Raw genomic sequence first — 14,660 nt, 5'->3', positions numbered from 1 at the left:
GATAACATACATTATCTGGCTCATAGCAAAGTCTGAGAGTATTCAGACGGTTGGGGAAATTAGAACTGCCAAGCAACGCTCAGGCGAACATCACGACCAGGTTCTGCGAAACCACTGACGCCATCATTCACATCTGCAATATCAGCTACGCTGGCATGATCTAGATAATATTTATCAAAGACATTTCGAACAGTCAGTGTGATTGCGACATCTTCTGTACTAGAAGGACGCCACTGTGCATAAAAATCGTGTATGGCATAGCCTGGCTTATCTATTTTAGTGCCCTCTGGTAACCAGACAGGTGCATACAAATCAACATTGTCTTCTCTTTTCACAAACTGTGCATTCCAGCCGAATGTCCAGGTAGAATTCATCTGATAATCTAGGGTAGCAACCAAACTGTCACCAATGGTGTTAGCTTGTCCATTTGTTGAGTAGCCTCCCGCATCCTGGCCAGCAATTTCGATATCATTATGGTGATAACTCAAGCGACCCATCAATTTTTCCCAACGACGACCAATCTCCAGTACATAACCATCTGATTCCAGATCGCCCACATTTTCGAAGATTGTTCCAGCCGCCGCTCCTCCACCAACGCGATCAGCGATGATGTCATCAATGTTTGAACGATAAACTTTGGCAGATCCAAACCAAGTTCTTGATTCATAGGCGACACCAAATTCAGTATTGTCGGCATCTTCTGGTTTTAGGTCTGCATCATAGCTACCGAATAGCTTATAAGCATCCTGAGATGTAGGTCCTTTGAAAGCTTCCGAATAAGAGGCGAAAGCACTCCAGTTATCAGTAAAGTGATAGTTAATACCAATGTTATGACTGACTTCATCTTCCTCAAACTTTTGATTATCAGCATCATTCAGTTCATAGTCATCGTATCTCAGACCCGCACTTAAAAGTAGCGCATCGGTGATTTGAATATCATCCTGAATATAAACACCTTTAACTTTTACATTTTCCTTCAGTGCACGCTCGTCACTCGGAGGCCCTGCGTAAGTTTCATCCTCACGGTAATCAATACCGTAAGTCACTTTGTGCATCCCGAAGATCGAAGTATTTCTCAAATCGAGACCTTTGCTTTCACCTGTCCCGATGTAAGGATCTCGTTCACCAGTTCGCTTCAGTTCTGACTCGATGTTATACACAGTAAGGCCCAAATCAAGATATGGGTTATCAATAGGGTTCAATTCATAATTGAACGTGACGGTTTCGCGTTCCAGCTCTAGAGGAGCTAGTGGATTCCAGGAAAGAACAGGCCATTGCGGTCTGAATGGTCTTTCACCATCATCGGTACGTTTCTGATAACTCAGACGAACTGTCTGACTATCAGTCAGGTGACCAACAACTTTGGCAAAAAGAAAGTCCTGGTCGAATTTGCTGCCTTCAACTTCATCGCCATTACCATCCTCATAGGCATCAGCGTTGTAGTTGGTCGCAGAAACCATAGCACTCCAGTCATCAGTCAGACGACCAAACAGTGTGGTATTTGTTTTAAACGAATCTGTATTGCTGGAGAACATGCCTTTGACCAAGCCACCAAATTGCTCGCCCGGCTTCAGCATATCTTCAGGATCTTTAGTAACAAATTTGACTGAACCACCAAGTGCTCCAGCACCTGATAGCGCATTACCTGAGCCGGCATTCACTTCAACACGTTTAAGAAGTTCTGGCTCAATACTGATGCGCCCAGCATGGTGAAATAAACGTGTTGCCTGAACAGCGCCATCAATACTGATGCTCAGCAATTGGTCTTCAATACCTCGCACATAGAGTTTCTGAGCGATATCGACACCACCACCGACAGATATTTCTGGTGATTGACTGAATAAATCTTCCAAATCATTCGCCTGAACTTTTTCAATTTGTTCAGCGGTCACGCTGTTAAGTTCAGGAGTAATCGTGTTACCAGTCACCTCAACAGTGTCCAAGATTATTTCTTCAGCTATTGCAGCCTGTGAAAACATCGCGGCGAAAAGCGCGACAGAAAGTACAGTCCGATGACTAATTGGGTTTAAGCTTTTACTCACAACCACCTCGTTAATAATAATCATTATCAAATAAAACAAGATCGCATTCTAATGATTAAGCGAGATGATGAATATGAAATTTACAATTGTTACATTTCACCCCTAACTTGCAGGTAGGACCATGTTCATTCTTAAACCACCCGTCACTAAGTTCTCAGCGCTCAGTTGTCCTCCACACACTTCAATATGGCGTTTAGCCAGGCTCAAACCCACACCAAATCCACGATGAAGCTGACGCCCAGAATGAGCCAGCCTGAAAAAAGGTTTAAAGATATTGGTTAAATGGTGTGGTGCTATACCTGGGCCGAAGTCATCAATATAGATTTGGTATTGATCTGCCACTTTCTCAACGATGACTTTGACGGTTTGGCCATCGGGGGTATGTGCTAGTGCATTCCTGAGAATATTTTCAAAGGCGTGTCCTATAGCACGCGCACTGCTGTTTTCAATAATCGCGTGCTCTGGCATCGTCGCCTTGATTTCGCATTTGGGAAACTCAAACCTCGCATCCTCAATGATACTATCGATCAAATCAGTTAAGTCTAATGTTTCTTGACGTAAATCGGGACATTCGTTATCAAGCCACGCCAAAGTGAGTGTATCCTCAACCAATACACGCATTTGCTGACTTTCATATCGAATTCGTTCTATCAATTTCGGATCAAGATCCTGATTTTCAGCCCAGCTTAATGCTAATTCCACTCGTGCTAGCGGGGTTCTAAGTTCATGAGAGAGATCAGAAATGAGGTGACGCTGTGTTTGAATTAAGTGACCTATTCGCTCTGCCATCCCATCAAAGGTGTCACCCAAGGCGGTAATTTCGTCTTGACGTTTTGCCAAAGTTTTCCCGACACGCACATTGAAATTACCATCACTAAATTGCCTTGTTGCTTTTTCCAGTTGAGTAAGTGGTGACATGACATGGCGATAGATAATCAAGCTAATTAAGGTCATCAACAATAAAGGCAAGGCGATCTGTAACAGCAAGCTAGTCTGAAACCAGTATGCTCCTGGCCGCATTCGATCCGGTAAGGTGATGAGAAAATGTGTTTTACCGTCAGAAAAAGGCAAATCCATTGTCGGGTTTTCTTTGAAATAGAGATGTATTTTCCAGCTGATGTCACGACCAAGAGCAAATCTCTCCTGGTATTGTTCTGATATATAGCTATTTCCTACTGGTGCAACATTGGAAGAAACAACAGCTACCCAGGTATTTTCTTTTTCTTGAAGATGCTTTACCCACTCATTTAGCGATTGAATATCACCGTTTTCATGATATTTCTCCGCCAATTTGGCATACGCTTTCAATTCAGACTGGTAACGCTGATCAATGAAACTCATATGTTGCTCTGTGTGCAGTAGCAAAATATGTATCAGCCAAAAAAGTAAAATAGTGCCAATGACTATGGTTGCGACTAACTTCCATAGTAAGCGACGCTTCATAATAAAATATATCCTGTCCCATGCACGGTTTGTAGGTGATCAGCGGGTAGTCCCGCCGAGACTAACTTCCGCCTAACCCGGCTCATATGCATATCAAGACTTCTGTCATAACGACTAAACTCTTTTTCCAATACGAGACGATATAGTTGTGGTTTGCTGAGCGTTTGTTTGGGATTCTGCATCAGTGTCCACAAAAGTTTGAACTGTATAGGGGTAAATGGAATGGTTTGGCCCGCAAACGAAACGGTTTGTTTGTGTTTATTTAACTCAATACCGTGTCTGCTGAGATAATGATGATCATCGTCATTGATTTGTGGTGCTAAACGCCTGAGAATCGCTTCTATCCTTAATATCAACTCGGTGAAATTAAATGGTTTTGACAAATAATCATCTGCACCACTTTTTAATCCAAGAATACGTTCTTCCTCTGCACCATGTGCAGTTAGCATAATCACTGGCGTAACACGTGTTTGCCTGATTGTTTTTAAAATTTGGTAGCCATCTTTTTCTGGCAAAGACACATCCAATAAAATTAAATCCAACGACAAACTAATAGATTTTGTCAGACCATCATTACCATCATGTGCTACCACCGTATCAAAACCAGCATTCACAAGAAGCTGCTGTAATTGTTGGTTTAATGTGATGTCATCCTCAACTATAAGCACTCTAGGTGGCATGATTTGACGTTACCTTTAAAATCTTAATAACAATTGTTCGTATTATGAATAATAGCAGATAAGTCGTTATTTAACTGACATCGAAGGTAAAAAAAAGCCGTTGATATACATCAACGGCTTTTTTAGTTTGATTTAAAGAGAAGTTACTCTTTAATTTCTAACGCCAGGAATTGTGCTGAACCACCGCGTTGTACTAACACAGGAATCGGTTTATTAGCAGGCAGTTTTTTTGCCACCTCAATAAATTGATGAGGATCCTGGATATCAGTGTTGTTGATACTCAGAAGAATATCACCAGGTCTAATACCAGCTTTGATTGCGGGTCCTTGTTCAACCTTCATGACCATGACACCACCTTTTGCTACGTCAAACTGTTTACGTTGCTCCGGTGTGATATCAGCAACTTCCATTGATAAACGTGAATCGACAAACCGGCCAGGTTTTGAACTATTGTTGGTAAGGTCTTCATCTTTTGGTAGTTCTTCGATGGTGACTTTGAGTGTTTCGTGCTTATTATTACGCATCACCTCAACGTCTACTTCTTTACCTACTTTAGTTCTACCAACGATTGGTGGTAAATCAGAAGAGGTCTCTACTTCTTTACCATCAAAATCAAGAATCACGTCACCTGCTTTAAAGCCTGCTCGTGCTGCTGGGCTGTCGTCGACGACACGAGATATAAGTGCACCGCTTGGTTTAGATAAACCAAACGATTCGGCGAGTTCACGCGTTACATCTTGAATAACGACACCTAACCAGCCACGGCTGACATAGCCTTGTGATTTAATCTGATCCACCACATTCATGACGGTACCAATTGGGATAGCAAACGATACCCCCATAAAACCACCGGTACGGCTATAAATTTGTGAGTTGATACCAATCACTTCGCCGTCCAGATTAAATAGTGGGCCACCTGAGTTACCGGGATTAATAGCCACATCTGTTTGAATGAAGGGTACATAACTATCGCTAGGTAAACTACGGCCTAAGGCGCTGATAATGCCAGCGGTTGCAGAGTAGTCAAAGCCGAAAGGTGAGCCAATCGCTAACACCCACTCTCCCACTTTCAAATCATCTGAGTCACCGAGTTTGACGGCTTTTAAGTTTTTGGCATCGACTTTGATTAAGGCAACATCACTGCGTGCATCGCTACCTAATACTTTTGCCTCTAATTCAGTTCTATCACTGAAACGGACGATGATTTCATCAGCATCTTTGATAACATGATGATTAGTCAGAATGTAACCATCAGAAGACAAAACAAAACCAGAACCTAGAGATTCACTTTCTCTCGGCATTGGTGAGCCGCCCTGTTCACCAAAAAACTTTTTGAAGAACTCATCCATCCCTGAACCTTCAGGTAACTCCAAACCACGTGGTAGCATTGAAGTGGGAGTTTGCTCTGTTTTGTTATGAGTTCGGATGTTTACAACAGCATCACCATTGTCGGCAACGAGTTCGGTAAATTCTGGTAGTGACCGAGCCTGAACACTAACACTCAGCATTAGCCAAGTCATTAGCATTGCTAACGCCGTCCAATTTTTGTTTACTCTCATTTGAAGTCCTCATTTGGTTTGACATTGATACCGGCATCATGATGACTCATACGGTGCTTAACCCATACAAAGCCAGTAATCAGACCTAATAGACCAGACACAATTTGCAGCAGTTCCCCACCCCCCATTAAACGCACGGTAATTGCGATGGTAAATAGGAGAATAAGCGGCAACATGTACATCATGAAAGCCCCTGTTAACAAGGCTTCTTCAGGAATTGAAACGGTCACCTGTTGACCCACTCTCAACTCACCATCGTCCTTAACCGCTATACGAGAAAATTTTTTGCCGACATGCTTGGATAACAAGCCAGTACCACAGCCTTTACGTGCCTGGCATTGACCGCAAGTTGACTGGCGTTCGGCTTCTACCCAGACTTGTTCACCACTTCTACTGGCTACGGTCGCTTTTTGTTCAATCATTCCTGTTCGGCCTGACTGAAGGCGATAGCACTCCCGATCTTTTCAACAGTAACGGCAGGTACCTCACCCACTACGGTGACGAAATGTGCATTCATGATTGTGCCAAAAGCATTAATACCACCCACGTGCGAAGCACCATGCAGATGATTGTGTTTGGCACGAATTTTCTCAATAAAAACAGACACTGAGCTTAGGCCATCACTGTAAACACGTTGTTCAACATCGGCCCCATTACTGGATCTTAGGCGGTTCTGTAAAGCAACTAAAGCGAATCCGTCAGGCAACCAATTCACCTGCCATGCCAGTTCATGGTGGTGTTCTTCAATGTCGATAGGTTCTTGAGGTTCTGTCTTGTGCCAGACCATGTCATCTTCAGCTAGTAGTGACTCGAACTTATAATCTGGAATAGGTTCGCCTGTGCTAACTGATGAAAAAGAAAATGTTTCCAGCACATCACCATCTTGAGCTATAAGTTCTGACTTTAGAAGAAGGTATGTTTCAACATCAACCCACAAGCGATAGCCATAACGATAATTATCATTAGGCGTAATCAATAACTGATAGGCATCTTTACCAGCAACGCGTTTTTTTCCACCCATTTCAACTTCATAATACGGTGCTGCAGAGCTGAAACGTCGAGGTAAGTCACTTGGAAACCCTCCACTCAGTGGACGACGACTAACATTGATTTGTTTACCATCGGGACTGATGCACGTCACCATATCGTTACTACGAATAACTTCTCTGGCAGCACCATTCAGAGAAATCATTCTTTCGAGCTCACCATTGTCATCTGACCGATGGAAAATACGTATTGACTGTAAGTTTCTGCCAGACTGATAGTTAAATACCCCTTCGTAGGTCAATGTTTTTGCCGCGGAAGTCATTTTTTCAAGGATCTGCATTGCTCGCGGAGCATCAGCATGCGCCAGAGCAGAAAATGATAAAAATGTGACAACTAACAGGTGGAGCATGACGCGCATTAGAGTTTACTCCTCACCGTACGACACAACTCTTGCGTATGAGAATAAGCCTGATGCACCGGCATATTCATTGTGATCGACCAAGTAGTCGTTCAACCTGTCTTCGACTTCGGTCTCTCCCACTGTCCACCGATTTGTTTCGGCAACAGTCGTTTGTTGTTGCAACGGTTCAGATTGAGCCATATTAGTGGTAGGCATCACGGTCTGAGGTTGTGACATTAACCCCACTACAGCTAGCGCACCGAGTGATGCAGCCGCAGCCAGGCCAGCTGTTTGTCGCCAAAACCAATCAGGAAGTGCAAACACTTTTGCTGTTTTCGTTTTTTCAGTTGCATTGATATGCAAATCAGGCTCATCTGATAATGCCTGATGTATTCTGTCTGTTAAATCAACGTGATTATGATCAGTGACATAGCCATGTAGAAGATCACTCGAGAACTGATATCTCATGTAATCCACTTTGGCACTGTCATCTGTTTTCATCAATGCCAACAACTCATCAAGCTCTTGCTCATTAAGTTCGCCATCAACAAACGCTGACAATAGTTCTTGTTGCTTGATTGTCATAGTTCCTCTCCACCCATTACTGCTTTGACCTGTTTATCTATTGCCTCTCTGGCGCGAAAAATACGCGACCGTACGGTCCCAATTGGACAATCCATTGCCTGTGCAATTTCCTCATAGCTCAGACCTTCAAACTCCCGCAGTTTGATTGCCGTTGCCGTATCTTCAGGCAATTCCTGAATCGCATCATGAATTGCTTGTTGTAAGTCATCACTCATCAGACTACTTTCAGGCGTCTCAAATTCCTTCAATTCGGGCGCATCGTAGTAAATAGTTGCATCCATAGCGTCAACATCACTAACTGGTGGCCTTCTGGAGGCAGCGGTCAGATAGTTTTTTGATGTATTGATTGCAATACGATATAACCATGTATAGAAGGCACTATCGCCTCTGAAGCCGGGTAAAGCACGGTATGCTTTAATAAAGGCTTCTTGCGCAACATCCATCGCTTCAACAGGATCATGAACAAACCCTGTAATGACGTGAATGATTCTTTGCTGATACTTCATTATCAGCAAGTCAAACGCCTTTTTATCACCTGCTTGTACGCGCCGTACTAGCTCTTGATCCACATTCATCCTATCATCCGGCTTGAGTCGACACGTTCACTGCTTCAATTAATCCAGCTTGATTGACCATGTCGATTTAACTTTGTTCCACATTCAGTGCAAAATAAACTTTCTTATTGTACCTGTATAGAGATTTATGACCACAACGCATCATTACGATATTTTAATCATTGGCAGTGGCACCGCCGGACTGACCCTTGCTTTACATATGGCAAACGATGTCAAAGTCGCTGTAATATCAAAGGGTCAACTTGAAGAAGGCGCCTCTTTGTATGCTCAGGGTGGCATCTCTGTGGTCCTTGATAAAACCGACTCTATCCAGTCACATATTGATGATACTTTGCGGGCAGGTGCGGGACTATGCAATGAAAAGTCAGTCCGCTTTACCGTCGAGCATGCCCGCGAAAATATTGAGTGGCTTATCAATCAGGGAGTGACATTTACTCGCGATGGCATCACCTCAGAAACTTATCACCTTACACAGGAAGGTGGACACAGTCATCGACGTATTATTCATTCAGCTGATGCCACTGGAAGAGAAGTTGAAACAACTTTGCTCGATAAGGCTAAAGCACATCCTAATATCAAAATGCTGCCTTACCATATCGGCATCGATCTCATCAGTAGTAGTAAACAGCTTGGTGAAAAAGATAACCGTATCCTCGGTTGCTATGTACTTGATATCCAAAAAGATGAAGCCAAGACACTGTTGGCGCCCATTACTGTGCTGGCAACAGGTGGTGCAGGAAAAGTCTATCTTTACACCAGTAACCCTGATGTCTCGACTGGTGATGGCATAGCCATGGGCTGGCGTGCGGGTTGCCGTATTGCCAATATGGAATTTATTCAGTTCCATCCAACATGCCTGTTCCACCCCCAAGCAAAATCATTTTTGATCAGTGAGGCATTACGTGGTGAAGGCGCCAAGTTGGTATTAGCGAATGGTGAACAATTCATGGAACGATTTCATCCTCAAGCTGAACTCGCGCCAAGGGATGTTGTTGCCAGAGCTATTGATCACGAAATGAAACGCACAGGACATGATTGTGTATATCTTGATATCTCCCATAAACCCGCTTCATTCATCAAAGAACACTTTCCTACCATTTATCAACGTTGTTTAGAATTTGGTATAGATATCACCAAACAACCCATTCCTGTGGTACCCGCGGCACATTACACGTGCGGCGGCATTATGACTGACTTAAATGGCAGAACTGATGTGCCCGGCTTGTATGCCATTGGGGAAACAGCCCATACCGGGTTACATGGTGCCAACCGGATGGCCAGTAATTCGTTACTAGAATGTCTGGTATTCGCAAAATCAGCCGCTGAAGATATAAAAAAACAGCTACCACTGGTCACCTCTGCCATCGTGCCTCAATGGGATGCCAGTCAAGTACATCCAGCAAAAGAGGCTGTTGCGATTAGTCATAACTGGGATGAGTTACGACGGTGTATGTGGAACTATGTCGGCATAGTTCGCAAGACCGATCGTTTACTCAGAGCAAAGCAGCGCTTGCAAGTCCTGCAAGCTGAAATTCGTGATTTTTATACTAAACACCATATCAGTGCAGATTTACTGGAGCTGAGAAACCTCGCTGATGTAGCTGAACTCATCATTGAATCAGCTTTGCGTCGAAAAGAAAGCCGAGGCCTTCATTACATTCTGGATTATCCAGAGACCGATAACACGCACTCGGCTACTGAAACGATTATTGCTCCCAAGAATCAGGATGACGAAGCTCAGCTCTGAGTTTTCTCCAATCATTTTTTTCTACGGCATCTATCGGAATCATCAGCGTATGACCTCGTCCATGCCTAGATGGATTTAAATAGATGAATAAAACATAAGGTAATTGAGTGCTCGATTTCAGTGTATAAGGCCCTGACACAGAGCCATCGTTATAGTTTAGAAACCATTGTCTATCCTTGCTCATGCTGATTCCAGTCACAGACGCTTTTCCAGACACTCTCTTGTAGCGGCGTAACCAGATGACAAATCCCACACAAACAAAACTAATTAACACATCCGTCAGCAGAGGCCCCATGCTTGCTTTGTTAAGCAGCAGTAAACTGATGACAACGACATGCAGCCATGCCATATATCTAAACTCATACTGTGATTGACTGATCTCAACCTTCATCCTTGAATGCCCTTTATTTTCATCCCTGTTTTAGCATCGCTTATACAGTTAGAATAAAGTCTGTTCACAATAAATCGCAATATATCTATGAATTTTCAGACTCTTTCTCAATCCACACCCAGCGTCAATTATTTGTCCGAAGTTAGTCATGATACATCGCCCGTAGCAATGGCCTTGCCCTCGCTCTCTGTCATTCAAGTCTCGGGGGAAGAAGCAGACAGTTTTTTACAGAATCTACTGACGAATGATATCCGCACATTAACGAACAATACTGCTCAGCTAAGTGGTTTTTGTAACCCAAAAGGTCGCTTATTAAGCCTGTTCTACGTTGTTAAGCGTGAAAAAGATTTTCTGCTAATCACAGCCACAGATCTAGCTGATAGCATTGCTCAACGATTGACGATGTTTAAGCTGCGTAGCAAGGTAGATATTTCTGTGAGCGCTGAACTCAATACAATGGGATATATCAGTGAAGCTCCGCTTAAAGATCAAGCGAGTACATTCTGGTCAGCTAGTGAGCATGATGGACAGTTGAGTATATATCTGCCGGGCGATTTGCATCGATATTTAGTTATCACGCCAGTTGATAAAAGTATCATCGAAAACAGTCGTATCGGTTCAGAGAACCTATGGCAAAGTGCTGATATTACATCAGGCTTACCCAAGGTCAGTCTTTTAACTAAAGAACAATTTACTCCTCAGCAACTCAATTTGGATGTCATCGGTGGTGTCAGTTTCAAAAAAGGCTGTTATCCAGGTCAGGAAGTGGTGGCTCGACTGCACTATCTGGGAAAACCCAGTCGCCGCTTATTTTTAGCTGAAATAACAACATCACATCTTCCTGAGCCCAATACCGAAGTCATTGATGAAGCTGGCGATGTAGCTGGACATGTAGTTCAAGCCGCGATGAACCAGGCTGATAATGGCCTATGTCACCTCAGTATAAAATTATCAGCACAAGCAAAATCACTCTATATTGGTCAGGATAAAATCTCGACACTCACTGCCTTGGTTGATGATGCAGAGTGACTATTCCTCCAAAGCCAGTTTTTTGAGTTTGTAACGCAACGAGCGAAAACTGATACCCAGCTTTTTGGCGGCGGCAGTCTTATTCCACCGGGTTGATTCCAGTGCATCCACGATAAGCTGCCGCTCCTGATCTTCAAGATGCGATTCAAGATCCGTCTCTCCACTTAACTGTGGCAGATCAACATTGAACACGGCACTGTCGGCCCCGGTTGTGGCAGGTAGCATTAAATCATCTTTTTGAATGAGATTTCCTTCAGACCAGGTCATCGCTCGCTCTAGGATATTTTCAAGCTCACGGACGTTACCCGGGAAAGCATAGGCGCAAAGTGCTTCAATTGCAGCCGTCTCTATACCTGGTTTGTTCTCACCATTTTTGGTCGCAAGCTGACTCAGAATATGATCAACCAACATGGGTATATCTGCCTGTCGCTGACGCAAGGGAGGGACAGACAGCTCAATGACATTGAGACGATAAAACAAATCCTCCCGGAAATGCCCTTGTTTGACACATTCCGCTAGGTTTTTATGTGTTGCAGATAAAATGCGTACATCAACACTCATTTCTTCGTTGCCACCGACTGGTCGTATGGCTTTTTCCTGAATCGCTCTAAGCAACTTCACCTGCATCATCAGTGGTAAGTCGGCCACTTCATCTAAAAACAAGGTGCCACCATTGGCAGCCTGAAACAGTCCTTGCTTATCTGAGACAGCCCCCGTGAAAGCTCCCTTTTTATGCCCGAAGAATTCACTTTCTACTAATTCAGCTGGAATAGCGCCACAATTTATAGGCACAAAACTTTGCGACGAGCGACTGCCTAGTTCATGAATAAGACGTGCTACCAGTTCTTTGCCAGTTCCTGACTCACCGGTGATATACACCGGGGCCTGACTACGAGCCAATTTACTGATCTTACTTCTTAACGAACGTATGACATCGGTATCACCAAGTAATTTATCTCTGGAACGGCGTTCTTTATTTTCTGTTTTTAAAGGAGATAAATTTAATGCCGAATTGACGAGATCACGTAGCACTTTGAGTTTGAGAGGTTTTGAAACAAAATCAAAAGCACCCGACTTCAGTGCTTCAACAGCCAGGTCAACATTACCGTGGGCGGTAATCACGGCCACTGGACAGTTAGGATAAGATTTCTGAATCAGACGAACAATATCCAAACCATTGCCGTCCGGCAAACGCATATCCGTAAAACACAAATCAAATGACTGTTGTTTTAATGCTTGTGTCGCTTGAGCTACGTTTTCTGCTGTGACGCAATCGATAGACATGCCAGACAATGTCATGGTTAATAACTCAAGAATATCGGGCTCATCATCAATAACTAATGCTTGTCTATTCATTCTTTAATCATTTCCTACCATTCTCCCGGAAGGCTAATACGAAAAAAACCTGTATTAGACGTATCGTGAAGATAGTTCAAACGTGCTCGGTTAGCCTGACAGAGTTCTCTCGCTAAGTACAATCCCAAGCCTGTTCCTCCCTGACGAGCAGAATGAAACGGCTCAAATAAATGGGCCTGAACAGCCTCTGGAACCCCTGGGCCATTATCAATAATATCCAGAAAAATCTGTTTATCATTCTGTTCCAGTCGGATATGTATATAAGGCTTTTCTTCTCGCTTAGCATGAAACCAGGCATTATCCATTAAATTCCATACAACCTGATGTAGCTGTTCAGGATCCATTGCAATCTGAAGATTATCCGCTTTCATATCCAGAGTAATATCATCGTCATCAAGCTGTTTTGTTTCAGTAAATTCGTGAATAAATTTCTCTAGCCAGTCATTAAGCATAAACACAGCGGGTTCAGCTGTTTTTTTACGACTCATCTGCAAGATAGTTTCGATAATATTATTCACACGCTGAGTGTGTTTCAAGATGATGGCAGTCAGTTTCGTCATCATGTGATCTGCCGCATATTGCTCGGCCAATAATTCACCAGCATGGCTGATTGCACCGAGAGGATTTCGAATTTCGTGAGCAATGCTTGCCGTTAATCTTCCCAAAGAAGCCAGTTTTAATTGCTGTGCTTGTTGTGCAAGTGCTGACGTATTTTCAATATAAATCAGCGTTTCACCGCTATCCAGCTGAGTAGCGGAGACTTGAATTTCAGGCAAGTCAGCCCGTGCCTGAAATGGAAGAAAAGCATTCGGACTTTGCTGCTGCCACAGCCAGACCTGCTCGCCTAATTCAGGTACATACTCACGTAAGTTAAATCCAGGCTCAATATCTGCTATACCAAGCAATTGTCTTGCTGACGTATTCAGCATCGTTACGTTGCCATACGTGTCCAGAGCCAACACGCCAGTGTGCATTTGACTGATAATGTGCTGATTTAATACAGCTAGATTTTCAACATCTCTCGCCCGCTCTTCTGCCAGAACCTGCGAACTTTGTAATTTTTTAGATAGCCATTGTGCCAACCATGCTGTGACAAAAAATGTGGCTCCTAAGATACCTGCCTGACTATATTTAGTGACACCATCGCCAGCAATTTGTGAATAACTGACTTCGAGCAAAACGGCTAAGGTCGCTAATGCGGCTATAAATGCGGCCAAACGTCCCGGCATTAACGCACCACCCGCCACGACAACGACTAACATCAGTGATCCAAGCCCGGTATGTAATCCACCACTGGCATGAATAATAACGATCAGAGCAATGATATCTATCACAGCTTGAATTCGTATCTGTGTTTGTACATCTCGCCAATGATTCAGTGTTAATACCAATAAAAGAAAGGCACTTAACAGATACGACAGACTCACGACACTGTATAAACGTGGATCTGCTTCTCCCAGAAACTCAGGCGGTAGTCTCAAGTAAAAAACTAAGAAAAGGACCGTAGCGAGAAATAAGCGATAGCTGGCAAAAACGGTCAGCGCACGCCATGTAGCTGGATCTTGATAATACGGTTTATATGAATCCAAAGATGAACTCATTTCGACTCGTTAAAAGCCTCTAAATGTTGTGTGGAACAAAAATAATGATGGTTTTTTTGTATCGCTTCGTGCTCAGAAATATGTAATCCACACTGCTCGCAACGCACCATTTTTTCCATCCGTGCTTGTTCATCTTCTGCTTTAGCTTTGCGTAACAACGTCGTGATGATGATATATAGCAACAAGCCAATGGCAATTAAAATAAGAATTCGCATTTTTCACCTCAAAAAAAAGGGTATCGACATAGGATACCCTTTTTCTTTTA

14 protein-coding genes are annotated in these 14,660 nt (G+C 43.3%); 2 read left to right on the top strand and 12 right to left on the bottom strand.

Annotated features, from left to right (window positions below; genetic code table 11):
- Positions 1–59: 59 nt before the first annotated feature.
- The 8 genes from B3V56_RS14595 to rpoE all read right to left on the bottom strand — a co-directional run bounded on the left by B3V56_RS14595 (position 60) and on the right by rpoE (position 8,271).
- On the bottom strand, positions 60–2,042 hold the full coding sequence (locus B3V56_RS14595) for a TonB-dependent receptor domain-containing protein (protein WP_286305170.1): 1,983 nt from the start codon (positions 2,040–2,042) through the stop codon (positions 60–62).
- A 102-nt stretch (positions 2,043–2,144) separates the two neighbouring features.
- A complete protein-coding gene (locus tag B3V56_RS14590; RefSeq protein ID WP_289284468.1) occupies positions 2,145–3,485 on the bottom strand; it encodes a sensor histidine kinase in 1,341 nt (446 codons plus the stop codon).
- Positions 3,482–4,165, bottom strand: coding sequence for a response regulator transcription factor (locus B3V56_RS14585; protein ID WP_286305172.1), 684 nt, complete (start codon positions 4,163–4,165; stop codon positions 3,482–3,484). The genes B3V56_RS14590 and B3V56_RS14585 overlap by 4 nt, the downstream gene beginning before the upstream one ends.
- A 143-nt stretch (positions 4,166–4,308) precedes the next feature.
- The gene (locus tag B3V56_RS14580; protein WP_286305173.1) at positions 4,309–5,724 is read right to left on the bottom strand and encodes a DegQ family serine endoprotease; all 1,416 of its coding nucleotides are present in this window, start codon (positions 5,722–5,724) and stop codon (positions 4,309–4,311) included.
- Positions 5,721–6,146, bottom strand: a complete 426-nt coding sequence (locus B3V56_RS14575) for a SoxR reducing system RseC family protein (protein ID WP_289282243.1) — start codon at positions 6,144–6,146, stop codon at positions 5,721–5,723. The genes B3V56_RS14580 and B3V56_RS14575 overlap by 4 nt, the downstream gene beginning before the upstream one ends.
- Positions 6,143–7,129: a MucB/RseB C-terminal domain-containing protein gene (locus B3V56_RS14570; protein WP_289284467.1), complete on the bottom strand. Its 987-nt coding sequence runs from the start codon at positions 7,127–7,129 to the stop codon at positions 6,143–6,145. Before B3V56_RS14570 ends, B3V56_RS14575 begins: the two co-directional genes overlap by 4 nt.
- A 6-nt stretch (positions 7,130–7,135) precedes the next feature.
- Complete coding sequence (locus B3V56_RS14565) at positions 7,136–7,696, bottom strand: sigma-E factor negative regulatory protein (RefSeq protein WP_286305176.1); 561 nt, start codon at positions 7,694–7,696, stop codon at positions 7,136–7,138.
- Entirely contained in the window at positions 7,693–8,271 is a 579-nt protein-coding gene (gene rpoE, locus B3V56_RS14560) for an RNA polymerase sigma factor RpoE (RefSeq protein ID WP_007145701.1), read from the bottom strand. The genes B3V56_RS14565 and rpoE overlap by 4 nt, the downstream gene beginning before the upstream one ends.
- A gap of 127 nt (positions 8,272–8,398) precedes the next feature.
- Here rpoE and nadB point away from each other — a divergent pair, with 127 nt between their 5' ends.
- Complete coding sequence (nadB, locus tag B3V56_RS14555) at positions 8,399–10,018, top strand: L-aspartate oxidase (protein ID WP_289284466.1); 1,620 nt, start codon at positions 8,399–8,401, stop codon at positions 10,016–10,018.
- Here nadB and B3V56_RS14550 read toward each other — a convergent pair.
- On the bottom strand, positions 9,978–10,367 hold the full coding sequence (locus B3V56_RS14550; RefSeq protein WP_289284465.1) for a protein YgfX: 390 nt from the start codon (positions 10,365–10,367) through the stop codon (positions 9,978–9,980). The two genes, nadB and B3V56_RS14550, sit on opposite strands and share 41 nt — an antisense overlap.
- A gap of 129 nt (positions 10,368–10,496) precedes the next feature.
- On the opposite strand from B3V56_RS14550, the gene B3V56_RS14545 reads away from it, so the two are divergent.
- On the top strand, positions 10,497–11,438 hold the full coding sequence (locus tag B3V56_RS14545; RefSeq protein WP_289282976.1) for a YgfZ/GcvT domain-containing protein: 942 nt from the start codon (positions 10,497–10,499) through the stop codon (positions 11,436–11,438).
- On the opposite strand, the gene B3V56_RS14540 is transcribed toward B3V56_RS14545, so the two are convergent.
- From B3V56_RS14540 to B3V56_RS14530, 3 genes are read right to left on the bottom strand one after another with little or no spacing between them, the layout of a single operon-like run.
- Positions 11,439–12,794 carry a sigma-54-dependent transcriptional regulator gene (locus B3V56_RS14540; protein ID WP_289243836.1) on the bottom strand — a complete coding sequence of 452 codons (1,356 nt, stop codon included), beginning with the start codon at positions 12,792–12,794 and terminating at the stop codon, positions 11,439–11,441.
- Positions 12,795–12,808: 14 nt separating this feature from the next.
- On the bottom strand, positions 12,809–14,395 hold the full coding sequence (locus tag B3V56_RS14535; protein ID WP_289284464.1) for a sensor histidine kinase: 1,587 nt from the start codon (positions 14,393–14,395) through the stop codon (positions 12,809–12,811).
- Positions 14,392–14,610, bottom strand: a complete 219-nt coding sequence (locus B3V56_RS14530; protein WP_289284463.1) for a PP0621 family protein — start codon at positions 14,608–14,610, stop codon at positions 14,392–14,394. Before B3V56_RS14530 ends, B3V56_RS14535 begins: the two co-directional genes overlap by 4 nt.
- Between the last annotated feature and the right edge of the window lie 50 nt (positions 14,611–14,660).

The sequence above is a fragment of the Methylophaga sp. UBA2513 genome (assembly GCF_002341285.1).
Lineage (GTDB): Bacteria > Pseudomonadota > Gammaproteobacteria > Nitrosococcales > Methylophagaceae > Methylophaga > Methylophaga marina.
Note: the sequence above shows the minus strand (reverse complement) of the source record. Positions and strands in the feature narration are given on the sequence as shown.